20 protein-coding genes are annotated in these 24,142 nt (G+C 34.5%); 13 read left to right on the forward strand and 7 right to left on the reverse strand.

Going from position 1 to position 24,142, the window contains the following annotated elements; translation table 11 throughout:
* Positions 1 to 28: 28 nt before the first annotated feature.
* The 5 genes from ACJJVN_RS06215 to ACJJVN_RS06235 all read right to left on the reverse strand — a co-directional run bounded on the left by ACJJVN_RS06215 (position 29) and on the right by ACJJVN_RS06235 (position 5,414).
* Positions 29 to 1,276, reverse strand: a complete 1,248-nt coding sequence (locus ACJJVN_RS06215; protein WP_405377488.1) for a cation:proton antiporter — start codon at positions 1,274 to 1,276, stop codon at positions 29 to 31.
* Positions 1,277 to 1,283: 7 nt separating this feature from the next.
* Positions 1,284 to 1,943, reverse strand: coding sequence for an ion channel (locus tag ACJJVN_RS06220; RefSeq protein ID WP_405377489.1), 660 nt, complete (start codon positions 1,941 to 1,943; stop codon positions 1,284 to 1,286).
* Between the two features lie 7 nt (positions 1,944 to 1,950).
* Positions 1,951 to 2,967 carry a S1C family serine protease gene (locus tag ACJJVN_RS06225; protein ID WP_405377490.1) on the reverse strand — a complete coding sequence of 339 codons (1,017 nt, stop codon included), beginning with the start codon at positions 2,965 to 2,967 and terminating at the stop codon, positions 1,951 to 1,953.
* Between the two features lie 119 nt (positions 2,968 to 3,086).
* Positions 3,087 to 5,030 carry a thiamine pyrophosphate-binding protein gene (locus tag ACJJVN_RS06230; protein ID WP_405369322.1) on the reverse strand — a complete coding sequence of 648 codons (1,944 nt, stop codon included), beginning with the start codon at positions 5,028 to 5,030 and terminating at the stop codon, positions 3,087 to 3,089.
* 12 nt (positions 5,031 to 5,042) lie between these two features.
* Positions 5,043 to 5,414 (reverse strand): DUF2721 domain-containing protein, encoded by a 372-nt coding sequence (locus ACJJVN_RS06235; RefSeq protein WP_042246560.1) that lies wholly within the window; start codon positions 5,412 to 5,414, stop codon positions 5,043 to 5,045.
* Positions 5,415 to 5,972: 558 nt separating this feature from the next.
* Here ACJJVN_RS06235 and ACJJVN_RS06240 point away from each other — a divergent pair.
* The gene (locus ACJJVN_RS06240) at positions 5,973 to 6,560 is read left to right on the forward strand and encodes a DUF6642 family protein (protein WP_405377491.1); all 588 of its coding nucleotides are present in this window, start codon (positions 5,973 to 5,975) and stop codon (positions 6,558 to 6,560) included.
* Between the two features lie 129 nt (positions 6,561 to 6,689).
* Here the strand turns inward: ACJJVN_RS06240 and ACJJVN_RS06245 are convergent, their stop codons facing one another.
* The gene (locus tag ACJJVN_RS06245; protein WP_405377492.1) at positions 6,690 to 7,520 is read right to left on the reverse strand and encodes an endonuclease/exonuclease/phosphatase family protein; all 831 of its coding nucleotides are present in this window, start codon (positions 7,518 to 7,520) and stop codon (positions 6,690 to 6,692) included.
* A gap of 216 nt (positions 7,521 to 7,736) precedes the next feature.
* On the opposite strand from ACJJVN_RS06245, the gene ACJJVN_RS06250 reads away from it, so the two are divergent.
* The 12 genes from ACJJVN_RS06250 (at position 7,737) to ACJJVN_RS06305 (ending at position 23,405) form a co-directional block, all read left to right on the forward strand.
* Positions 7,737 to 8,102: a hypothetical protein gene (locus ACJJVN_RS06250; protein ID WP_405377493.1), complete on the forward strand. Its 366-nt coding sequence runs from the start codon at positions 7,737 to 7,739 to the stop codon at positions 8,100 to 8,102.
* A 157-nt stretch (positions 8,103 to 8,259) separates the two neighbouring features.
* Entirely contained in the window at positions 8,260 to 8,925 is a 666-nt protein-coding gene (locus ACJJVN_RS06255) for a hypothetical protein (RefSeq protein WP_405377494.1), read from the forward strand.
* Positions 8,925 to 9,932 carry a hypothetical protein gene (locus tag ACJJVN_RS06260; protein ID WP_405377495.1) on the forward strand — a complete coding sequence of 336 codons (1,008 nt, stop codon included), beginning with the start codon at positions 8,925 to 8,927 and terminating at the stop codon, positions 9,930 to 9,932. The genes ACJJVN_RS06255 and ACJJVN_RS06260 overlap by 1 nt, the downstream gene beginning before the upstream one ends.
* Before the next feature lie 84 nt (positions 9,933 to 10,016).
* On the forward strand, positions 10,017 to 12,443 hold the full coding sequence (locus tag ACJJVN_RS06265) for a type I restriction-modification system subunit M (RefSeq protein WP_405377496.1): 2,427 nt from the start codon (positions 10,017 to 10,019) through the stop codon (positions 12,441 to 12,443).
* Positions 12,434 to 13,714, forward strand: coding sequence for a restriction endonuclease subunit S (locus ACJJVN_RS06270; RefSeq protein WP_405377497.1), 1,281 nt, complete (start codon positions 12,434 to 12,436; stop codon positions 13,712 to 13,714). The genes ACJJVN_RS06265 and ACJJVN_RS06270 overlap by 10 nt, the downstream gene beginning before the upstream one ends.
* A gap of 2 nt (positions 13,715 to 13,716) precedes the next feature.
* A complete protein-coding gene (locus ACJJVN_RS06275) occupies positions 13,717 to 15,453 on the forward strand; it encodes an ATP-binding protein (RefSeq protein WP_405377498.1) in 1,737 nt (578 codons plus the stop codon).
* A 211-nt stretch (positions 15,454 to 15,664) separates the two neighbouring features.
* Positions 15,665 to 16,168 carry a hypothetical protein gene (locus ACJJVN_RS06280; RefSeq protein ID WP_405377499.1) on the forward strand — a complete coding sequence of 168 codons (504 nt, stop codon included), beginning with the start codon at positions 15,665 to 15,667 and terminating at the stop codon, positions 16,166 to 16,168.
* A gap of 46 nt (positions 16,169 to 16,214) precedes the next feature.
* Positions 16,215 to 17,996 (forward strand): McrB family protein, encoded by a 1,782-nt coding sequence (locus tag ACJJVN_RS06285; protein WP_405377500.1) that lies wholly within the window; start codon positions 16,215 to 16,217, stop codon positions 17,994 to 17,996.
* On the forward strand, positions 17,989 to 19,353 hold the full coding sequence (locus tag ACJJVN_RS06290; protein WP_405377501.1) for a 5-methylcytosine restriction system specificity protein McrC: 1,365 nt from the start codon (positions 17,989 to 17,991) through the stop codon (positions 19,351 to 19,353). The genes ACJJVN_RS06285 and ACJJVN_RS06290 overlap by 8 nt, the downstream gene beginning before the upstream one ends.
* Entirely contained in the window at positions 19,353 to 22,385 is a 3,033-nt protein-coding gene (locus tag ACJJVN_RS06295) for a type I restriction endonuclease subunit R (protein WP_405377502.1), read from the forward strand. The genes ACJJVN_RS06290 and ACJJVN_RS06295 overlap by 1 nt, the downstream gene beginning before the upstream one ends.
* Complete coding sequence (locus ACJJVN_RS06300; RefSeq protein ID WP_405377503.1) at positions 22,375 to 23,103, forward strand: M48 family metallopeptidase; 729 nt, start codon at positions 22,375 to 22,377, stop codon at positions 23,101 to 23,103. The genes ACJJVN_RS06295 and ACJJVN_RS06300 overlap by 11 nt, the downstream gene beginning before the upstream one ends.
* Before the next feature lie 14 nt (positions 23,104 to 23,117).
* Positions 23,118 to 23,405 (forward strand): DUF6804 family protein, encoded by a 288-nt coding sequence (locus ACJJVN_RS06305; RefSeq protein WP_405377504.1) that lies wholly within the window; start codon positions 23,118 to 23,120, stop codon positions 23,403 to 23,405.
* A 17-nt stretch (positions 23,406 to 23,422) separates the two neighbouring features.
* Here the strand turns inward: ACJJVN_RS06305 and ACJJVN_RS06310 are convergent, their stop codons facing one another.
* Positions 23,423 to 24,124: a hypothetical protein gene (locus ACJJVN_RS06310; RefSeq protein ID WP_405377505.1), complete on the reverse strand. Its 702-nt coding sequence runs from the start codon at positions 24,122 to 24,124 to the stop codon at positions 23,423 to 23,425.
* Between the last annotated feature and the right edge of the window lie 18 nt (positions 24,125 to 24,142).

Consider the following 24,142-nt stretch of genomic DNA (forward strand, 5'->3'; position numbering starts at 1 on the left):
TCGTTAATTATAGTACGTGAATTTCCTTCTATCCCTTCTTATATAATTTTTGAGCAACGGTACCTATACTTAATCCTTGTATTATAATTGAAAAAATGACGATAATATAGGTAATATGCAAAATAAGGTTCCCAGAATACTCATCACTTAAACTTAATGCTAGTGCTATAGAAATACCACCACGTAAACCACCCCAGGTCAATATAGCAATGGTTTTAATAGGTTTATCTTCTTCATGTTTAAGTAAAGAATAAGGTAAGAATACAGAAATAAATCTTGCTAACAACACAATGATAATTGTTATTACACCTAGGTAGACATAACTGCTAGTAAAATCTAATAAGTGAATGGCAAGACCTATTAGTACAAATAGAATACCGTTAAAAACGTCGTCTAGGATGGCCCAAAATGAATTGATAGCTATTTGTACTTCACTTTTATTTTCACTAACATGGATTTTGTTACCGATTAATAATCCTGCGACTACCATAGCTAGTGGAGCAGAGGTATGCATTAAGAAGGCTCCTGCTGTTCCACCCATTACTACAGCAAGACTCATCATTACGGCAAGTTGTGGGTTATCATTTAAGGACTGCATACATTTTAAGCCTATAAAACCTATCAATAATCCATAAAGTATGCCGCCTACAGCTTCTTCTAAAAATAGAATGCCTATTTCAGTTCCTATTTCGGTACTATTAAATTCTCCAGTAACAGATGCTATTATGAGTATTCCTGAGAAAACAACCACGCCTATACCATCATTAAAAAGCGACTCTCCTTCTATTTTAATTCCTAGACTTTCGGCAATATTAGCTTTCTTTAAAATAGCCATAACAGCGATAGGATCAGTAGGTGATATTAAAGCTCCAAAAAGAAGTGCATGTATAAAAGGTAAATCTAAATCAAATAGTTGTGCTGCAAAATAAGTTAAAGTACCTACTATAACGGTAGATATAAGAACTCCTAGAGTTGCAAATAAGATGATTGATTTCTTTTCTTTGGCTAGTGCGGCAAGGTTAACATGCAGCGCTCCTGCAAATAATAAGAAACTCAATATACCATCTAATAAAAGTGTTTTAAAATCTGCATTAACAATGATGTCACAAAAGAATTTATAAAACTCAGGAAAGATAGACTTACTTAAAGTGATAGGTATAATGAGTAGCAAGCTTAAAATCATTAAACCTATGGTAGTAGGTAATTTTAACCACTTATAATTAATGTAGCTAAAAAATGCTGCAATAGTAAATACGATACTGAATGACTCGAACATTTTATTTTTATTTAGTATTAATATATTTCCCTACAAATACGGCTATCACTATAGCGAGATAAAACTGACCTATAATATTCATCACTAAGGTAAGCGATTGTGCAGGTGCACTAATTGGAGTAATATCACCATAACCTACTGTTGTTATACTGATGAAACTAAAATAGTAAAAACTAAAACCAGAGTACCCCTTTATTAATTCAAATGAATTAGGATCTATTAAATGTATGGATTCAAAAAAAATACCTCCTATTATTCCCAGATAAAGAAACCCCAATAATGGCCCTAAGATAAACTGTAGGTTTACCTTCTTTATTTTTAATAGCTGTCTGATTAATATAACACCAAAACAAGAAAAAAGTAGGAGTGAAGTCGTTAATCTATATATTAATATAGGATCAGAATTCTGGTTAGATAGTTCTAACCATATAGCTAGTAAAGTTAATATACCTATCACATAGGTAACTAATTTAGCACTTTTTTTAGAGGCCAGTAATGAACTGCTCAATATGACTAATGTATAATTAATTACTATAACATAACCAGGTGTAAGGCTACTTATTGCTACATGAATAGGAGTCAATAAAAAGTTGAATGCAGCAACTAGAGCAATCAAATACTTGTTGCTCGTTATCGTGTTCCAGTTAATTATAGATAGTAATTTCATAAGACTACTAAAAGTTAGCTTCTAGAGTCAGTACTTTTCCTTTTCTCAAAACTTTAATAAGTACTTTATCACCTTCATTGAGACTTTCTATTTGTTTTTTAATAGAACCTAGATCATGAGGACTGTTGCAACTTAAACCTTGAATACTCAAAATAATATCACCACCTAACCATAGTTTTTGACCTAAAATTTCAGCTTGTATAACACCTGGTTTCAATCCTATTTTGTCAGCAAATGAATTAGGAAGAACACGTTGTATCAATACACCAGATTTCTGTGGAGTATTAAATATGCCTGCTAGTCCTTCGTTTAAAAATAATCCATCAAAACCAGTCCAAAAACTATTTACATCAAACAGTACTTTTTTGATCGTATTTGTATCTACGGCAAACCCTAGACCTTCAAAGCCACCACTATTAGTAAGAATAAAGCTTACCACACCTATAACTTCACCTTTTACATTAAACATAGGCCCGCCAGAGTTACCTTGATTTATAGAAGCATCTGTCTGTATAAATCCAGCCATTTCTCCATTTGCTATCATGTTTTTATCGACTTTTCTACTTATGTGACCTACAGATAAAGAATGCTCAAGTCCACGAGGTGCACCTATAACAAGTATTTGTTCTCCTACCTTTGATTTATTAGAATCTCCTATTACAGCAGGTTGTAAACCAGTAGGAATCGTTCTTAGTTTAAGTAAAGCTACATCTGCGGCTTTAGAGCTGGATATCACATCTGCCGAGAAGGCTATTCCATTTTGAAGTTTAACAGAGATCTCGTTTGCAGACTCCACCACGTGTGCAGCCGTAAGAATTAAACCTTCCTTACTTATAATAACACCAGATCCTAAACCACCTGAACTAGTTACTTGCTGATTTTGTACCTTATATTCAACAACCTCTATTGTTACTACAGATTCATCTAGTTGCCCAAAAAGGCTTGATAAATCTTGTGCATTTAGAGCGGTACTAAAACATAGTAATAATATAAAGCCGAAACTCAATTTCATCTTCTTAATCATAATTATTTTATTCTTTCTTTAATTAACGTAGCAACTTTTAAAACTTTAGATGCTGTCGTAATTTTTAAAATTTATTTAAAAATGGCAACAACTCTCGTAGTTGCCATTTTATCAAAGATTTAAATCAAATTTACATCTGTAATAATTTCTAGTAGTGCAGGACCATCATGATCACGTAGTTTTTCCATTGCTGGAACTAGATCTTCTAACTTTTCTACACGTATTCCTAGAGCGCCGCAATTCTCTGCATACTTTGCAAAGCTTGGGTTAGAGAGCGATGTTTGCCATACATCTACCTCGGCAGCACGTTGTTCTTTAGATATTTTTCCTAGTTCAGAATTATTAAGCACGACGTGTTTAATATTCATATTGTACTTGACTAGTGTATTTATTTCGGCTAGGTACTGTCCTAGACCAGCATCACCGGACACAGACCATATAGGTCTTTTATCACCTTGGGCAGCCCATGCTCCCATAGCTGCTGGTAAAGCAAAACCTATAGAGCCTAAATATCCAGACATTAATACGGCTTGATTTGTCGGTTCAAAATACCTTCCAAAAGAGTAGGTGTTGTTCCCTACATCTACCGCTATAACAGCGTTATCTGGAGTAACTTTATTCATTGCGTTAAATACAGAAATAGAGCTCAACCCATTACCACAGTCCTTTAAGCGACTTTCTTTTTCTTCTCTCCACAGTTTCCATCGTTCTTTAATTTCTTCGGTCTGATCTATGGCAGCGGTTTTATCTTTAGTTTGAGTAGTAATAATATGAAGCGTTTCAGAAATCTCTCCCCATAATGCCACATCTACCTTATGGTGTTTACTCAATGCCATAGGATCGTAATCTACCTGGATAATAGGTTTCTTAGGTGTTATTCCAGTATGGTTAGAGAACGATGCGCCTAACACGAGCATTAGATCACATTCATTCATAAACCAAGATGCGATAGGAGTACCGCTTCTTCCTAGCACACCACAACCTAATGGATGACTGTCTGCTATTAATCCTTTTGCTTTAAACGTGGTTATGACTGGACAGTTTAACGCTTTCGCGAAAGCGGTAATAGCATCCATCTCAAAACGTGCTCCATGGCCTACTATAATTACAGGTCTTTTTGCTTTCTTAAGTAAGTTAACCGCCTTTTCTACCATTTCCTTGGGAGGCGATATATTAAAAGGGGTAATTCTATTTTCTGGTGTTTGCGCTACGGCATGTTCTGGCTTTTCAGTAAAGGCTACTTCATCAGGAAAGGTTAAGTGCACCACATCTCTTTTGATCAACGCAGTTTTTACAGCTTGAGACATTAACTCACTATGATTAGAGTTTAAATGAACCGCATGATTAAATTGTGTAACGCTGTCAAAAGCCTTAACGAGATCCACTTCTTGAAAAGCTCCTGTTCCTACTACTTGTGTATTTACTTGTCCAGAAAGGGCTAGCATAGGTGCTCGATCTACTTTGGCATCCCACATTCCTGTAAACATATTGGTTGCACCAGGACCAGCTATCCCAAAACATGCAGCAGGTTTTCCAGTTAATTTTGCATAACCAGATGCTGCAAACGCTGCGGCGCCTTCATGTCTTATCCCAAAAAACTGTAGTTTTCCTTTCTCTTCTTGTCGGCGCATAGCATCTGCCACAGCAAGATTACTATGTCCTACCATTCCAAAAACGGTGTCTATGCCCCAGTTTACCATGGTTTCTATCATCACGTCAGATATCGTGTCTTTGTGAGACTCTTCTTCTGGTATGGCAACATAAATGGCGTCGCCTTCTTCTTTTACTTCAAAGGTGATAATACTATCATCATGACCACCTGGCGACTGACCATTGCAAGGGTCAAAATCCCAACCGTGCCACGGACATCGCAGCATACCGTTTTCTATAGAACCTTCTCCTAGAGGACCGCCTTGATGTGGACAGGCGTTATCTAGCGCTGAAAATTTACCATCATAATGTGTTAAACAAATACCTTGATGACCAGCAGTTACGGTTTGTACACGTCCTTCCGGCAAGGTATTTCTATTATCTAAAACTTTATACCACTTTTTATTATCCATAATTAAGTTGATTTAATTAGATCTATTTTTAAATTGATTTTGATGAATATTCACAGATCTAGTTGAATATATAATCAATGATACAAGCCCAAACGTTGCTACAGCAATCGCACAAACTCCTAAATAGGTTGCTATTTTATAGCTTTGATTTATACCAGCAATCACTCCTGAAATGAGTAATAAGAAGACCGCTATATAAAAGTAAATCATAGCTCTATTCAATAATTTTAACTGTCTCAGTTTGCGACTTATTAAATTATCGTCCTTACAATTAGTTATTAATTTGTCCAACTCATCACTAAGCGCGACCATTAAATTAGATGTCGATAGAATCAAAAGACCTATTCCTGGTATGATAGTTATGGGTAGATACCAATGCTCCATTATATAAAGTTTTTCAAATTATATTTTAAACTAAGCATATAGGAGCCTGATCTTGAATAAAAATTCAAATGTCTTATCATAACCATAAATACGGAATATAGGTATGTTCGGTATAAACTTATAGTAATCATAACGAGGTTGGTTGCTTTTTAAGAAAGGTAAAATTTACTCAAAATTTATCACATTAAGATCACCCTTAGACGCAATACTTCTTTGTATATCAATTCAATATTAGATAAAACCTTTTAAATCTGTCTAGCTTTATTTGAGACTACTTACTTCATGCGACACATTAATACTATTGTTCTTTAGTTTTAAAACAAATGATAACTAAATCGGTTTTGAAACGATTGATTTAAAAAAGTGAGGTAAAAACCGATGTTTCTACTTTGATAAATTTTCATACATATTTATGAATTAGTAAAAGATAAATGGAAACAGTGATTAGAAGAACATGCACATCATTTTGTATTCTAAAAATAAAAAGCAATAATTTGCAAGGCTATGAAGGCATAGTCGACTTAAAGAAGCTGTATAGTAAAAAAAGAATCCCAGACCATGAATGAATTAGAAGTACCCATAACCGATATAGAAAATTTCATTTATTGTCTAGAGGTCGTTCCAGACGCTACTTTGACTGAGACGACAGAGGTGCTTACCATTCTAGAAGATATGACGTTAAATCAAAATATCAATAGTATTTATAAGGCCTGCGATACCATAGAAGATCTAGAAGAAAGTATCAATCACTTGCTTCATGAAGATCATAATTTTAAAGATTACGAGATCATTTATCTGGTCCTACCAGGAGAAGCTAACAATATATTAATAAACGGTTATTACTACAGCATAGAAGAAATAGCAGAGCTTTTTGAAGGTAAAATGGAAGGAAAGCTGATTCATATAGCAAATAAAAAAGTACTCGATCTCACTGCAGATGAATCTCAGTATTTTCTAGACGTTACAGGTGCTCGCGCCATTTCTGGTTATGGAGTTCCTTCACCTCACATGACTAGCGCCTTTACCATCGACCGTGTATTCTTCAGTCTATTCTATGAAAACGACGATTTAAAACAAGTCGTAGAACGTCTGTTCTATAAACATCATCAGCTTAGTAAATTGCTCGATTTTAGATTGTATTATTAATACATCATGTAATCAATTGTGTTCTTGTAGAGATTCTTACGATATAGAGTGACCATTAGTTATTTAAATAATCATGTTTCTATTTACCGATAAGAAATGAGTTTTTTATAGGTATACGATTTGGATAATTCAATTGCTTTTAAACCTCATATAAACCGGTAAATGATCAGACAGCATTCTCATGGATTCTAGTTGACCACACTCTTTGACAAAGTCTATCGTACCGCAATCCATCAACTCATTTTTTGCAGCGTTGTAGATAATATTATCTATAGCATGATTCAAATAATTACCGTCTTTACACAATCGTTTTAAGGTCGTTCTATTTCCATTTAAACATGCTTTATAAGAATCGTTCTTTATTTTATCAAATACATTGTGATCTATCGTTAAATTAAAATCACCAGCAAGGATTATATTCTCGTCCTTATGATTTATCATATAATCGTTTATACAACTCACCTCTATTTCAGGTTGCTCACTATGTTTTCTAGAGTGATAATTAAGCAAAGTAAAAGAACCCTTCGAGCCCTTCTTAGACTCCAATTTTACTTGATACGGTTCTCTATAAACACATTCATCTAGGTCAGTAATTAGTTTTGCCTTTTCTATAACTTTCACCTTACTCGTTTTCCATAAAAAGGCATACTTCTCCGTTTTGTACTTAGGACTTTTAGTAGGATTACTTATAGAATAATCCCACTTGCTTCCCGTCCTATTTAGGTAATCTGCCAGTCTAGCCACCGCTTGCGAGCCGCCATAACCAGACACCACTTCTTGCAGCGCAATCACATCATATTCCTTTAAAATATCACCTATCTGTTCTATTTCTTCAGCCGACTTTGTTTTACCAAAATCTCTGATATTCCATGAAACTAGAGTGATCTCTTCCTGTGCACTCACTAAGTTAGGCATGCTTAATAAGAAAAACAGTAATAGGAACAGATGCTTTAAACTCATTATAAAATAGGTGTTAAGTGGGTTGTTGATCTCGCTTTTGCGAAAGCGGAATTAAAAAAAATATATCGATCTCAAATAGTAAAACCACTAAAATAAGAACCGCACAAAGATATTTATAACAAATCAACTCTACGTTACGGGATACCGTAAAGGAATGATAAGAGATAGATTTAGGTTTGTTTTTTATAGAACTTAAGACTGTTTTAAATAAACCACATGAAAACCCTATTCACCATCATTACATTATTGTTTTTAACAAGCATGGTTTTTTCTCAAACCTGTCAGGAACAAATAGATTATCTAGATGAGAATTATTATGGTTCTACCTATACCAGTTCTTTGAGCACTGCCGTGTCTAAGGTTACTTTTTATGAAGCCACTATAGATTACAGCACGGTATATTATGCCGTAGTTTGTTTTAAGAGTAAATATTCCTATGGCTGTAGTGAGTATTTGTATCGAGTAGGGTCTAATACAAAGTATAACTACTCCATGAATTATTTAAACAGCGCAGGAAAAGCGTTCTGGAAATATATAGAACCCTATGGTGATAACTCGCCTTGCGCGCCAGATTTAGATTAATACACTGTAGGATTTTATTTTTATGAAAATGAATTTGTACTATAAATTCTTATCTTCACAATCCCCTAAAACATGCTTTTTCCTATATCATTGGATAAGTGTGTTTTAGGGTTTTATTTTATTTGATCTTGTATAATATAACAAAAATAACTATCACATGAGGTTACCAATCATTCTAATTCTATTAATAATTTGCAGTTCCTGTAATGAAACAAAAAATGCCTATAACAAATCTAAAGACGCTATAAGTTCTAGTGCTGACTATCTAGATAGTACGTTGATTAAACAGCCGATTAAATATTTTGAAGATAGAAGTGCTAAATCTGACTCTGTTGAACGAAAAAAACTTGCTGATTATTACTCGTTTTATGGGAATAAATATCCAGAGTATAACGCAGTTCGCAAGTGGTTTGAATCTAATCCACCACAAACACAAAACTTAGATGGCAATTTTTATAAAATTATAAATAGTATAGTTACAGATTCTAAAGACGTGGAAAGAAAGAACCACGAAATGGTTGATGATTTTGGGACTTATAAATACTTCTACGAAACTGAAGATTTTCATTTTATTTATGACCTTCAATATTTAAATAGCGAAATAAAATGCAAAGGAGTAAGACGAATAAGCTCAGGTATTGGTGAGGAATCTATGTATGATTTAATTTTTGATGATTTTGGAATATTGAAAAAAGAAATATTTCAGTCAGAAGTGAATCCAGAGTTTTATGAAGAAGACGAAATGGTGTTTTTTGAGTTTAGTAAAGAGGTAGGTGATAGAGAGGTAGTAAACCTAATCAATCTAGGAAAAACGATAGAATAATGAATAAAATAATTTATATCTTAATAGCATGTTCAACTTTTATAGGTTGTAAAAATGACGACGCTAATTTAAATTCTTTAAAAACTGTTGGTGCCTCTACCAAAGAAACTAATAAAGAATATATTATGTCTGCCAATTCTTATCAAAATGAAGCTTTGGCGATAATTGAAAAAGGTAAAAAGGAGTTGCAAGATTTATTACCTAATGTAATAGAAGGTCAACTTGTAAGATACGAGCAAACTTTAGTGAATATTGAATTACAACCAGTAAGTACATTATCTTTAGATGAATCAAAATTTGAGATTGATATTTTTAAACAAAGAGCATTAGACTCATTATTAATTGACGAGTTGAGAGTTAATCAAGTTTTTTATGAAACTATTGGTGAACTGAGTGTTTTAAATGAAAAATATATTAGTAAAAATCCAACACTTGTTTTAGCAGACTATTACGAAACAAAACCGTTCATTCTAGCTGAAGAAGTGGTCATAAAAATGGAAGAACTTATTTTTGATGAGAAAGATAGGGTTAAACGACAGGCCCAAAAAGATAACCTTTCTCTCGCCTTAGCTGTAGCATCAATAATTCCTGTTGGGGCAATAGCGGCTAAAGTAGGGACTGTTGTTAATAAATTACGAACACTCAAAAAGGGAATTGAAGCGACTGAAAATACAACAAATTTTTTATCTAAAGTAACAGAAGGCTTTAAAGCGCAAATTGATAAACATAGTGACTTGATTGAAAAATCAAAAACAGTAGTTGATAAATCTAAGTACCTAGCTAGTTATATTGGTAAAAAAACTTACCGCGATCAAATAGAAAATATTGATCAAAAAGTAATCCATAAAACAGCCATAGACTTCAAATCACCGGATAATAAATTACCAGGTCGTATACTCGATTTTTCTGACGGAGTTATATCGCAACCTATAGCAAACTTAAGGTTGATGATGAAGCAAAACGTAAGTATACTCCAACAAAGTAATTTTAATAAAGAATTACAGTAAAGAAAATAAAACTCTTTTAAGGAATTCATTGCACTTTACAGCACACACTGTGACCATTATTAATTAATTAGTACAAACCCACAAATGGCAATAAAAAAATCAGAACTCTACTCATCCCTTTGGGAAAGCTGTGATAAACTTAGAGGCGCAGGCGGTATGGACGCCTCACAATATAAAGACTACGTACTTACTATGCTTTTTGTAAAGTATGTGAGTGATAAATATACGGGCGATGCAATGAGTTTGATAGAAGTACCACAAGGTGCTTCTTTTGACGATATGGTAGCGCTTAAAGGGCAACCAGACATAGGTGACCGTATCAATAAAGAAATATTACGACCGCTATTTGCCTCAAACGGACTAGAAGGTTCGCTAGAGATAGTAGATTTTAATGATGATGAAAAACTAGGTAGTGGTAAAGAGAAAGTAGAATTACTTTCTAAGCTTATTGCCATTTTTGAAAACCCAGCACTTAACTTTAAGAACAACCGTGCCGAAGATGATGATGTTCTAGGTGATGCCTACGAGTTTTTAATGCGTCATTTTGCAACCGAATCCGGTAAAAGTAAAGGGCAATTTTATACACCTGCCGAGGTATCTCGTATTCTTTCTAAAGTGATAGACGTACATAAAGCAGACAAGCCATCGTATAGTGCGTATGACCCAACTTGTGGTTCTGGTTCGCTATTATTAAAAGTAGCTGGCGAAGCGCCTAATGGCTTAACACTTTATGGTCAAGAAAAAGACGTAGCGACCAAAGGTCTTGCCATTATGAATATGTGGCTGCACGGTTATCCAGAAGCGTCTATCGCTGGTAAAAACACCATTGCATCACCACAGTTTAAAGATGAAAACGGAAAATTAAAACGTTTTGACTTTGTGGTGGCAAATCCACCATTTTCTATTAAAAACTGGGATAGTGGCATAGTACCGTTAGATGATGAGTACAACCGTTTTAGAGGTTATGGCGTGCCACCAGATAAAAATGGGGATTATGCCTTTTTATTGCACATTATCGCATCGCTTAAAAGCACTGGTAAAGGCGCTATTATTTTGCCGCACGGTGTCCTCTTTAGAGGGAATGCAGAGGCTGCCATTAGACAAAACATTATAGAACGCAAGCTGATTAAAGGTGTGATAGGTTTGCCTGCCAACTTATTTTACGGTACCGGTATCCCTGCCTGTATCATCGTGATTGATAAGGAAGATACAGACAGCCGCGAGGGCATCTTTATGATGGATGCCAGCAAGGGCTTTATAAAAGATGGAAACAAAAACCGACTACGCGAGCAAGACATTCACCAGATCGTAGATGTGTTTAACACACAGACCCAGGTAGAAAAGTATGCGCGCTTTGTCCCTTTTAATGAGATTGAAAAAAACGAGTACAACCTCAATATACCACGCTATATAGATACCCAAGAGGCAGAAGATATTCAAGACCTTAATGCGCATCTTAACGGTGGTATTCCAGATTGTGATATAGACGGCTTGCAACGCTTTTGGGAAGTATATCCTACGCTCAAATCTCATTTGTTTTCTCGCTTTCGCGAAAGCTACTCACAATTAAACGTAGCTGCCAGTGATATAAAAAGTGCTATTTACGAGCATCCAGAATTTACGGCATATAGTGATGAACTGGCATTTGTTTTTGATAGTTGGAAGACCAAGATCTATGACGACCTACAAGGTATCAATGAACATACCGCACCCAAAAAACTAGAAAAACACATCTCTGAAGCGCTCCTACACGAGTACAACGGTAAACCACTGGTAAATCCCTATGCGATGTACCAGCATTTTATGGATTACTGGAACGATATGATGAAGGATGATGTGTACCTACTTGCCGAAGATGGCTGGGTTGCCACCACCAAACGTGTGCTAGAAAAAAACAGCAAAGGCAAAGAGGTAGATAAAGGCTGGACCTGTGACTTGATCCCTAAGCAACTGGTAATAGACAACTATCTGGCGGACGAGCAACAAGCCTTAAATGATCTCATAAGTACGCTAGAAACCAAGCAAGCCGAAATCACGAGTTACAACGAAGAGCACGCTGCCGAAGAAGGATTACTAGCCGATGCCACTAATGATAAAGGCACGATTACCAAAACCACACTCACCAAGTACCTAAAAAGCATAAAAGGCGATAAAAGCGAAAAAGAAGCCTACGATTTGGGTACTAAGTTATCAACAGCTTTCGCGAAAGAAGCCACACTCAAAAAACAGATTAAGGCAGCCGAAAATGACCTGGACGAACTTACCCTAAAACAATACGGACTCCTTACCGAAGCCGAAGTACGCACCCTAGTAGTAGATAAAAAATGGCTCGCATCTATAAGTGCCGTTTTACAAAGCGAGATAGACAGCATCTCACAACGCCTTACTGGGCGCATAAAAGAACTGGCAGAGCGATATGAAAACGCCTTACCACAACTTAGCGAGCAAGCCACAACTGCCGAAGAAAAAGTAGCCAGCCACCTAGCAAAAATGGGATTGGTATGGAGTTAGAAATGAAAAAAGGGTTACAGGGCACTTTTTATGGAGAAATACCTGCAGAGTGGATTGCTTGTAAATTTGAAGATGTTTTAACAGGATTTAGTAGTGGAATGACTCCTTACCGAGGTATTTCCGAATATTACAAAGGTGATATTCCTTGGATAACTAGTGGTGAATTGAACTATAACATCATAACTGATACTATTGAAAAAATCACAAAAGAAGCTGTTGTAAAAACTAATTTAAAGATTCTGCCAACAGGTACATTTCTAATGGCTATTACTGGCTTAGAAGCGAAAGGAACTAGAGGTAGCTGTGCAATAACTGGAGTTGAAGCTACCACAAACCAGTCTTGTATGGCATTATTTCCATTGGAAGGTAAAGCAGACACAGGATATTTATATCATTTCTATAGAATGTATGGTGATGTCTTGGCTTTTCATTTTTGCCAAGGTTCTAAACAACAGAGTTATACTGGGAAAATTGCTAAAATCCTTCCGATAAACCTGCCGCCAACCCTAGCAGAACAAAAAGCCATTGCCACGGCATTAAGTGATGTAGATGATTTAATAAGCAGTCTAGACGCACTCATCGCCAAAAAGAAAGCCATCAAACAAGGAGCAATGCAACAGTTGTTAACTGGTAGGATAAGACTTAATACCTTTGAAAAAGGTAAAGGATATAAAGAAACAGAGATTGGTTTAATTCCTAGGGATTGGGAAGTAGTAAAAATTGAAGATGTATTTGATTTTTCTGGAGGCTCGCAACCTCCAAAGAGCACTTTTGTTTTTAGAGAAAAAAAAGGATATATAAGATTACTACAAATACGTGATTATAAAAAAGATAATTATAAAACATTTATTCCTCTAAACCTTGCCCAGAAACAATGCTCTGCAAATGACATTATGATTGGTAGATATGGGCCTCCAATCTTTCAAATATTGCGAGGGATTGAAGGTGCATATAATGTTGCTTTACTTAAGGCTATTCCAAAGGGAATTGATAAAGAATATGGTTATCATTTTTTGAAACAAGATACTTTATTTGATTTTGTAGAAAAACTCTCTCAACGTTCCTCTGGTCAAACAGGAGTAGACTTGGACCAATTAAAATTATATATACTACCACTTCCATCAACGATAAAAGAACAAAAAGCCATCGCTCAAATTCTTTCAGATATGGATAAAGAATTGGAGGAGCTTGCCACCAAAAAAGAGAAATACGAGCATATCAAACAAGGGATGATGCAGGAGTTGCTTACTGGTAAAACGAGACTTATATAATTATGACTATTCAAGAACTTTTACACCTTAAGGAATCAGAAGATAAAGTAGAGTTTAAACAGGCTAAAGGTGGTAGCGTGTCGTATAATGGTGGGACTAAATTAGTGCCTAAAGATAGAAGACGTTGCATTTTAGGTTATGTAACTGCCTTTGCAAATGAGTGTGGTGGTTATTTAGTTTTTGGCATTAAGGAAAGTCTACCTCACGAGGTTGTAGGTTCTAATCAAAGCAAGGGCTCATTGGGTGAGTTGGAAAGTAAAATTTATACCGATACAGGAATTAGAGTTGTAACTGAAGAACTTTTTGATAAAGACGGTAAGCGAGTATTGGTACTTCAAATTCCGTCGCGTCCAGTAGGTAAAGTATATAAATTTGAAGATGTTGCTTTAATGCGAGTAGGTGAAGAACTCAAACCTATGTCTGATGCGCAGTATTTAAAAATAGTTCAAGAACAAGAACCAGATTTTTCTCAAAAGATTTGTAATGGAGTCACAATTGCCGATTTAGATGAAGATGCAATCCTTCGTATGAAAGAAGCGTATTCAAAAAAGCAGCAAAATCCACAGTTCTTGACATTAGATAAGCATCAGATATTATCAGATTTAGAGCTTGTAGATGGGAAGAAAGTGACTAATGCAGCTATCATACTTTTAGGCAAAGAAAAAATTATTCGTAAACATATACCACAAGCGCTTATTCAATTAGAGTATAGAAATCAAGAAGGCAAGATTGTTTTTGATAAGAGAACTTCATTTACAGGACCTTTTTATTTGGAAGCAGATCGATTGTGGAATACCATAGACCTCAGAAACGGAACATTTCCAGTTCAAGATGGGCCATATATTTTTGACATACCCTATTTTAATGACGAGGTTATTAGGGAAGCCGTTAATAACGCTGTTGCTCATAGAGATTACAGGTTAACTAGCGAGACCGTGATTAAACAGTATCCGTCTAGATTAGACATCACAAATCCTGGAAGATTGCCATTAGGTGTTACTGTGGAGAATCTTTTAACAACGCCTAGTACTCCTAGAAATAGATTACTAACTGATGTGCTACAAAAAACAGGAGTTGTAGAGCGTTCTGGACAAGGTGTTGACAAGATATTTTATCAGACCTTAAAGGAAGGTAAAAGTGCACCTGATTACTCAAACTCAGATGATTTTGCGGTGGTTTTAAAATTATCAGCTGTAATAGAAGATAAAGCGTTTGCTCTCTTCATTGAATCTGTACAATCAGAACTAAGTGATTCTGAAAAATTGTCGGTGCAAGAAGTTATGCATCTTAATCAAGTTAGAAAAAATAGCAAAACATTTCCATTTGAAAAAAGTGTTATTCACAAGCTTTTAAAAAGAAATCTAATCGAGAAGAAAGGCAAAACTCGTGGCACCTATTATGTTCTTTCTAAGTCCTATTACGAGTTTTCAGATGAAAAAGGAAAATATAGTAAAACAGATTGGGATCAAAATCAAGCATTTATGTTGATTTTGCAGCATTTACAAAAGTTTGAAACGGCCAAAATGAAAGATTTTGTCGATTTGTTTGATGGGCGACTTACAAGAATGCAAGTACGTACGATAGTACAAAAACTAACTGACAGTAAGGAGTTACAACAAGAAGGAGTTGGAAAGGCTACGTATTATACTATTGGGGAGAACTTCATTAAAGGAATGGAACTGATGAATAAAGCTATTGAAATAGGAATGAAAAAACTTAAAGAAGATGGAGAAGTTTAAAATAACCACAAATAACCACAAATAACCACAAATAACAATCCATAAACATTGATAAACATTGATAAACATCGATAAACACTGATGAACATTTATAACCATAAACAACCAATAAAAACCAAAAGTAACTAATGAGCATTAAAAAAGAGAAATACGAGCATATCAAACAAGGGATGATGCAGGAGTTGCTTACTGGTAAAACGCGGTTGGTGTAATGGAGATATTTTTAAAAATAGTTGAGATATTAAAAGATTTAGGACCAGTCATAATTGCTGTAGTTGCTATCTGTCTTACGTATCGTCATCATAAGCATTCAAGAAAAATAACAAACGACAAAATGCAAATGGAGCTGCATACGAAGTTTAGTGATGAGTTTGAAGAATTGCTTCCAAATCTATTAGTGCTAATTGACTCAGAATTACCTGAAAACAATCCCATTTATGGTGAAGACCAAGAAGCTATAAACACGCTTACCATAAGAAAGTATTTTAATCTCTGTGCAGAGGAATTTTATTGGTATAAGAGAGGTCGCATAGATCAAGAAGTTTGGAATAGTTGGCGTAATGGGATGAATGATTTCTATAGTATGAGTCCGCTTATGCAAGAGCTTTGGGAGGATAACAGTAAAAATGGCGGTTACAAAGCTTATTATTTAAAGAGTCCAACAGATTTGTTTGACCCTGTAAATGTTAGTGATGAGGAAATTATAAGTAAATGAAACAAGGGATGATGTTGGAGTTGGTAATTTGTGAAATTAGGTTGATATGAGAAGAGAACAAGCAGAGAAACTGTACGAATATTTTAATTTATTCATACAAGAGTTTTTAATAAACGGAAACAGCATTTTAACGGAACATAAAAATATACTTTCTAACAACACCTTAGAAGCATGTAACACTAGATATAATGAAAACTATGATGATAGTAAAAAGAACTTTGACGAAAAAGTAATCCAGCAATTTGAAGGAGCTTCTATTGAAGAAAGACTAGTATTTGCTCATATAGAATGGTTATGGGCGTATTCAGTTTACGATATTAGCAACGCTAAGAAATTAGAATATACAAAAAGAACAACAAGGCTTAATAATGATGAAATCAACAAAGAGCTTTATCGTGAAGGTTTTGGCAGTGCTGGTCAATGGCATACAAACAACAAATATTTCGAAATACTATTTAACCTTAGGTTAATTCAGTACTTATTTTCTAAAATTAAATCTGGAGAAATCAGTAGATCTGTTCCTGAAATTAAGAAGCACATTGAAGCTATTTGTTTGTTTAACAAGTACCAAAAAGAATCAATTGATTACCCTATTTCAGATGAAGATTATAAGAGTTTAGTGGAGACCGGAAGCTTTGCTCAAACAAATATTTTGTTATACTTAGGCTTTCCTGAAAAATATGAACGTATCCCTTCAAATAATCATAAGAGTAGAATTTATGCCTCTTTTTATAGCCTTTTAACTCCTGAACAGAAAGACTCTGAAGAGCTAAATTTGGATGAAAAAATTCTTATTATTCGTGAACAACTTGAGGGAATTATTCAAGAAAAATTTGATTTTTATGAACACTTTGAAATAAGAAAAATCTGGAATAACATCTCTGATTTAGATGATTTTACAGAATTACAAGGTTTACACTATAAAAAGGCAATTGTATTATATGGACCACCTGGTACAAGTAAAACCCATAGTGCATTTACATTATCTAAGGCATTAGTTAGAGATGCCTATCTTAAAAATAGAGCTAATGTAGAGTCTTATCTTCAACATGGTGTGCCCAACGCTAGTGATTACATCCATCACCTACAGCTCCATCCTAACTACACTTATGAGGATTTTGTAGTTGGTTACCAGTTAAAAGATGGCAACACAATAAAAACTCCTGGATCTCTTTTTGAAATTTGCGAAAAGGCATCAAAAGACAAAGGGAACATGCCTCATGTACTCATTTTAGATGAAATTAATAGAATAGATTTATCTAAGCTTTTTGGTGAAGTTTTTTCTGCTTTAGAAAACCGTGATAAAGGTGTGCAAGTAAGTATTGGAGGGATAGAATTAACAATACCAAGTAATTTATATGTTATAGGCACGATGAATGAAATTGATTTTTCTTTAGAACAAATTGATTTTGCTCTAAGACGAAGGTTTCTTTGGTACTTCTATGGTTTTAATAGACATACTTTAAAATCAATTATAGCTTCAAAAAATACTAGCTTAAAGACTAAATTAAATTTTGATACTGAAGTAGAACGTTTCCTAAATAACGCAAAAGCATTGAATGATAAAATATCAGCTATTCAAGAATTAGGCAAGGAATATCAATTAGGGCACACTTTCTTTGGCGAAATTGTGGATATATACAAAAGTTATAAAGACAACACAGGTTTACAACAACCTAAAAACAAGATTTATAGGAAAGATGGACCTATTGAAATTTTATGGAATATTTCTTTAGAACCTATGATTGTATCATTTTTAGGAAATATAGAACCAGAAGAAGCAATAACCATATTGAAAGACCTGAAGAAGATTTATTTAAATGCATAATTCCTTGGTCACCTTAAGAGCAAATGATTGTTCGCCTTTCCAAAATCAAGAAGGGCATGCAGACGCAATTCAATACTTTTTGTCTAAACCTGAGTTAAAGAATGTTTTTCATTTTAAAACTAAAAAAAACCGATTTGAAGATGACTCTCCAATAGCTGAGTTCAATTATAAAACATCTTCTTGGTATGCAGGAAGGTATATTGGAGAAGCAACATTTGAATATAACAATCAGCATTATAAGATAATCATTCTACCACGTTTTGGTAACTTACAGTTATATAACATGCTAGAAGAAGTCTATAATATAAGATTATCCAAGTCAAGTTCTATACAGAAAAACGATAATCAATTCCAATTATTAATCAGAAAAGTGATTGCGTTTTTGTGGCTTAATTTATTAGGTAAAGCTAACAAGCATGGCGTACCTAAAAAAACAGTTTCTAAAACATACAAAGGCACTAAGGTAATGGGTAGGCTTAATGTTAGGGAATCAATCATACCACTTAAAACAGAAGAAAAAATTGTAAGTAGATTTACAGAGAAAGCTCCAGAAGATGTAGTGGTAAGAATTCTAAAAGAAGCACATCGTATCCTTTCTTCAAATTATGGTATTGGATCTATAAAGACCTCTGCCGGAGCAAGAAATTCATTACAACAAATATTTTCATTCTCTTCTAACCAAAAGAAAGTATCTGAAATAGAATATAAAAATATACGTTACAAAAATATTTTTACCAACTACAAACCGCTGGTCGATTTATCTTGGGATATTATAAAAAACAAACAATTCGGAAGACAAGATTTTCATCAAAATTCCGCTTATAGTTTTTTTCTGGATATGGCTGAAATTTGGGAACTATATCTAAAATCAATTTTAAAAAAGAAGCTTATGCCCAATGGATGGGCATTAGTAAATGAGAAATTGACGGCTTACAGATACAAAGATTTTCAACGATTGCTAATTCCAGATATAGTCTTTGAAAAGGAAGGTCAATATTTGGTATGGGACGCTAAATACAAAAGAATGAAGTTTGATTATTTTGATTATGATCGTGCTGATTTTTTTCAAATACACACGTATATCAATTATCATCAACAAAAAGGCAAGGTACTAACTGCTGGGTTATTGTATCCTCTTTCCAAACAATTCAAAGAAGAACGAATAAAAAAAAACAAGTCATCGACTTTATATGGAATTGGAAATCAAGAAACAACCTTCATTGTTGATGGTATAGATTATTCAACAATTTCTCCTGAAGTAACAGATTATGATAATCAGGTAAATAAATTAAAAGAAGAAGAGTTTAACTTCTTAAATAGAATTGAAAAAGTCATTTTCGAAAAACAGTTTTTATAATGAACCATATAGGCAAATCAGAACGCGAGTCTCAAAATAGAATCATACAGCTGTTTCAAAACGAGCTACAGTATACGTATTTGGGTAATTGGGAAGAGCAAGAGCGTACACAACCCATAGAAGAACAGTTGCTTTTTGATTACTTAATAAAAGATGGCAAGTATTCTAGAAACCTAGCTCAAAAAGCAGTTGATAAGTTGGTCAAAGCCGCCACCAGTTTATCTGGTGACTTGTATGAAACCAATAAAGAAGTTTATAAACTCTTGCGTTATGGTATTACCGTCCGTGAGGAGTTAGGGCAGCCCAAAGAAACCGTGTGGCTCATAGATTGGAAAAATCCAAATAACAATGATTTTGCCGTTGCAGAAGAAGTCACGGTTAAGGGGAAACATACCAAACGACCAGATGTTGTGTTATTTGTAAACGGTATTGCTGTAGGTGTTATAGAATTAAAAAACAGTAGGCGTGGCTTATCTGAAGGAATCCGTCAAAACCTAGATAATCAGAAACCAGAATTTATAGAAAAGTACTTTACTACAATGCAGCTTGTAATGGCCGGTAATGATACGCAAGGTTTACGCTACGGTACTATTGAAACCTCCGAGAAATATTACTTAAAATGGAAAGAAGAAAGTACAAAGGAGTTTGATTATTTAATAGATAAACAAATCAGTCAGCTTTGTGAGAAATCAAGATTGCTAGAACTCATACACGATTTTATCGTGTTTGATAAAGGCACAAAGAAGCTATGTCGTCCCAACCAATACTTTGGAATCACTGCCGCACAAACTCACGTAAAGACAAAAACTGGTGGGATCTTATGGCATACTCAAGGTTCCGGAAAGAGCCTTACCATGGTGTGGCTTACTAAATGGATACGTGAGAATGTAAAAGACAGTCGTGTATTAATCATAACAGATAGGCAAGAACTAGATGACCAGATAGAAAAGTTATTTACAGGTGTAAATGAGACTATTTATAGAACAAAAAGTGGTAGAGACCTGCTAGCTACGCTCAATGAAAAAAATGAATCATTGGTGTGTAGCCTTGTGCATAAATTTGGCAGAAAGTCAGATGAAGGTGATTATGATTCGTATATAGAAGAATTAAAAAACAGTTTACCTACAGATTTTAAAGCCAAAGGAGATATCTATGTCTTTGTAGATGAGTGTCACCGTACGCAATCTGGAAAGTTACACGATGCGATGAAGATGATTTTACCAGACTCGCTCTTTATTGGTTTTACAGGAACACCGCTACTCAAAAAAGACAAACAAAAAAGTATTGAAGTCTTTGGTCCATATATTGGAGACCCCTATAAATTTGACGAAGCTGTAGAAGATGGCGTGGTACTCGATTTATTATATGAAGCGCGTGATGTAGAACAGTTCATCACAGATCAGCAAAGTATAGATGAATGGTTTGAAGCAGAAACACGAGGACTAACCGATGTCGCCAAAATCCAGCTTAAACAAAAGTGGGGCACAATGCAAAAGGTATTGGGTTCTAAATCTAGACTAGAGAAAATTGTTTTTGATATTGTAAAAGACTTCAAGGTAAAACCAAGACTTTCTACAGGAGAAGGAAATGCGATGCTTGTTTCTGGTTCTGTATACCAAGCTTGTAAATATTATGAGTTATTTCAAAATGCAGGTTTTAAAGATTGCGCAATTATTACATCCTATCAACCACATCACGGTGATATAAAAGGAGAAGAAACAGGAGAAGATAGCCCTACAGACAAGCTTTTAAAGTATGAAGTGTATACTAAAATGCTTAAAGGGCAATCTACAGAAGATTTTGAAGCTTTCGCGAAAGCGCAATTCATAAAAGAGCCTAATAAAATGAAGTTGCTTATTGTAGTAGATAAGCTCCTTACAGGTTTTGATGCGCCATCTGCTACTTATCTATACATTGATAAGAATATGCAAGATCACGGCTTATTCCAAGCCATTTGCCGTGTAAATAGAGTAGATACAGATGATAAGGATTATGGCTATATCGTAGATTATAAAGACTTGTTCAAAAGCCTTCAAAAATCAATAGGCGATTATACCTCAGAAGTGTTTGATGATTATGATGAAGACGACGTAAAGGGATTATTGAAAGATCGTTTTACAGAAAGTAAAGAACGACTTGAAACAGCGCTAGAAGTTTTACGAGCAATGTGCGAACCAGTGCATCCTAAAGATGAGCCTACATTCATAAAATTTTTCTGTGGAAACACAGAGAATCCACAAGACATAAAATCTACCGAAGAAAAACGTGTAGGTCTTTACAAAGCAACAGTAAGTCTCATTAGAGCCTATGCAAACGTTGCCAATGAAATCCACAAACTAGGATATAGTAGTAAACAAGCACAAGACATTAAGGAAGAAGTAAAATACTATTCTGATTTGCGCGAAACCATAAAGCAAGCTAGTGGAGATTACATAGACCTAAAGCGTTTTGAGCCAGGTATGAGACAGCTAATGGATATGTACCTAGATGCAAAGTCAAGCAAGAAAATCTCTGATTTTGAAAACAAATCATTAGTAGATCTCATTGTTCACGTTTCCGAACCAAGTGCAGAATATCAATCAAAAAATAGAAGAGAAGCTGTTGCAGAAACTATTGAGAATAATGTTCGAAAAGCTATAGTTGAAGAAGCTAAAGCAAATCCCAAGTATTACGAGAAAATGTCTGCCTTACTAGATGAACTTATTTTACTAAGAAAGGAAGAAACCATTTCTTATGCAGAGTATCTTGAAAAAATTAAGGAACTAGCTGGTAGGGTGGCAACACCGTCTAGTAGTACTAACTATCCAGATACGCTCAACACGAGGGCAAAGCAGGCGCTCTATGACAATCTAGAGAATAATGAGCACCTTGCTCTTGTAGTCCATTCAACTATAGTTGAGAATAAATTGGACGGCTGGCGAGATGGTGGCATTAAGGAAAAAAAGCTTACAATCGCAGTAGGTAAAGTAATCAATGACATCGCAAAGACATTTGAAATAATGGATGTTGTAAAAGCTCAAAATGAATACTAAAACAGAAACTATTGCATTTGCAAATGTCGAAGTAGAGGTGGTACGTAAGGATATAAAAAATATGCACCTTGCCGTTTATCCACCAAATGGGGCTATAAAGTTATCTGTACCTACTAAAACAGATGATGAAGTTTTACGTCTTTTTGCTATATCAAAATTAGGTTGGATTAAGAAGAATGTAAAAAACTTTAAAGAGCAGGCAAGAGAAACAAAGCGCGATTATGTCTCTGGAGAGAGTCACTATTTTAAAGGAAAGCGGTACTTATTAAATGTGAACCATCATAATGGTTACAATAAAGTAGAAATTACAGGGACTAATAAAATCCAACTTTGGGTGAAACCCACAGCTACTGTAGAAGAAAAAGCAAATATCATAAAAGAGTGGTATCGCAAAGAGTTGAAGTCTCAAATACCTGAGCTACTTTTAAAATGGGAGAAAATCATCGGTGTTCAATCTAATGATTGGGGCGTAAAACAAATGAAAACAAAGTGGGGCGCTTGCAATGTAGACGCTAAACGTATTTGGTTAAATCTTGAATTAGCCAAAAAGCCAACTATCTGTTTAGAGTATATTTTAGTACACGAGCTGGTTCACTTACACGAGCGTAATCATAATGCACGTTTCATCTCATTAATGAATCAATTTATGCCAAAATGGAGAATACATAGAGATGAATTGAACAGTTTGCCTATAGTTCATAACGATTGGGGTTACTAAAAATAAAAATAACATTGCAAACTATCATCAAAATAATCCTAGCGGTATTGCTGCTCATTTGCTTACTAGACATGCCATATAGCTACTATGAAGCAGTACGTTTCATTGCTTTAGTAGCTTTCGGTTTTCTAGCTTATTTAGAAAATAAAAAAGAAAATAATGGGCTAGCAGTAGCATTTGTAATTTTGGCGTTATTATTCCAACCGTTTTTTAAAGTTGCTTTAGGTAGGTCATTGTGGAATATTGTGGATGTTATCGTTGCTGTTGGTTTAATTGTAAGTATATATAATCGTAAAATGTAAAATGATAATAGGATCATTTAATCCATTCTTGATTTCCATTCCAAAACAGCATTGATTATTCCGTCACAATATTCTTGGTGAGAAATGCTTGTATTTTGTGGATGATATGCATTTACAATGATTTGATCTTTAGTACTGTACCATGAAAGATTTTTGTCTCCATGATCTGAATAATGCATGATATCCAAATCTGGTTCAACAATATCATATGTACCACCGAATATGATTACCTGAGGTATTAACTCATTTATTTGTTTTAAAATGTGTTTATCACTTTGCTTATAATATTTTTTTAGATTACTCATATTTGTTGAAGAGTTACCAGGAATCTTTTTAACATTGCAATATGCTATTTCCTGCAATTGACTAGTCATATTCAAATCATTATAATGATTATTTTGATCTTCCCATGCAGTTGAAGTTAGTATACCGTTGGTTACATATAATATATTATCAAAAGTTTTTCTCCATTCAGTTGGGATCGGTTTTCCTGTCCAATCCTTTATAGTATCTATCATATTCCACTCCTCACCATCTTCACTCGCATTAACTTCTTTTAATACCCACATAATTCGTATGTTAGATTGTAAATATTTCTCAACATTTACAATTCCATCAACTTTTGCTGTTGCATGGGTAATTGGATCCTTAAGTATTTCAACTTCCTGATTAATCTTATTTTGAATGTTATTTATTTTCTCTAAGATTTTCATATTCATTTTTAGTCTAATTTAGTT

This window comes from Nonlabens sp. Asnod3-A02 (assembly GCF_045063755.1).
GTDB lineage: Bacteria > Bacteroidota > Bacteroidia > Flavobacteriales > Flavobacteriaceae > Nonlabens > Nonlabens xylanidelens.

Bases quoted from the DNA above. Each gene is read 5' to 3' on its own strand.
- ACJJVN_RS06215 (WP_405377488.1), bottom strand. From the start codon at position 1,276: ATGTTCGAGTCATTCAGTATCGTATTTACTATTGCAGCATTTTTTAGC.
- ACJJVN_RS06220 (WP_405377489.1), bottom strand. From the start codon at position 1,943: ATGAAATTACTATCTATAATTAACTGGAACACGATAACGAGCAACAAG.
- ACJJVN_RS06225 (WP_405377490.1), bottom strand. From the start codon at position 2,967: ATGATTAAGAAGATGAAATTGAGTTTCGGCTTTATATTATTACTATGT.
- ACJJVN_RS06230 (WP_405369322.1), bottom strand. From the start codon at position 5,030: ATGGATAATAAAAAGTGGTATAAAGTTTTAGATAATAGAAATACCTTG.
- ACJJVN_RS06235 (WP_042246560.1), bottom strand. From the start codon at position 5,414: ATGGAGCATTGGTATCTACCCATAACTATCATACCAGGAATAGGTCTT.
- ACJJVN_RS06240 (WP_405377491.1), top strand. From the start codon at position 5,973: ATGAATGAATTAGAAGTACCCATAACCGATATAGAAAATTTCATTTAT.
- ACJJVN_RS06245 (WP_405377492.1), bottom strand. From the start codon at position 7,520: ATGAGTTTAAAGCATCTGTTCCTATTACTGTTTTTCTTATTAAGCATG.
- ACJJVN_RS06250 (WP_405377493.1), top strand. From the start codon at position 7,737: ATGAAAACCCTATTCACCATCATTACATTATTGTTTTTAACAAGCATG.
- ACJJVN_RS06255 (WP_405377494.1), top strand. From the start codon at position 8,260: ATGAGGTTACCAATCATTCTAATTCTATTAATAATTTGCAGTTCCTGT.
- ACJJVN_RS06260 (WP_405377495.1), top strand. From the start codon at position 8,925: ATGAATAAAATAATTTATATCTTAATAGCATGTTCAACTTTTATAGGT.
- ACJJVN_RS06265 (WP_405377496.1), top strand. From the start codon at position 10,017: ATGGCAATAAAAAAATCAGAACTCTACTCATCCCTTTGGGAAAGCTGT.
- ACJJVN_RS06270 (WP_405377497.1), top strand. From the start codon at position 12,434: ATGGAGTTAGAAATGAAAAAAGGGTTACAGGGCACTTTTTATGGAGAA.
- ACJJVN_RS06275 (WP_405377498.1), top strand. From the start codon at position 13,717: ATGACTATTCAAGAACTTTTACACCTTAAGGAATCAGAAGATAAAGTA.
- ACJJVN_RS06280 (WP_405377499.1), top strand. From the start codon at position 15,665: ATGGAGATATTTTTAAAAATAGTTGAGATATTAAAAGATTTAGGACCA.
- ACJJVN_RS06285 (WP_405377500.1), top strand. From the start codon at position 16,215: ATGAGAAGAGAACAAGCAGAGAAACTGTACGAATATTTTAATTTATTC.
- ACJJVN_RS06290 (WP_405377501.1), top strand. From the start codon at position 17,989: ATGCATAATTCCTTGGTCACCTTAAGAGCAAATGATTGTTCGCCTTTC.
- ACJJVN_RS06295 (WP_405377502.1), top strand. From the start codon at position 19,353: ATGAACCATATAGGCAAATCAGAACGCGAGTCTCAAAATAGAATCATA.
- ACJJVN_RS06300 (WP_405377503.1), top strand. From the start codon at position 22,375: ATGAATACTAAAACAGAAACTATTGCATTTGCAAATGTCGAAGTAGAG.
- ACJJVN_RS06310 (WP_405377505.1), bottom strand. From the start codon at position 24,124: ATGAATATGAAAATCTTAGAGAAAATAAATAACATTCAAAATAAGATT.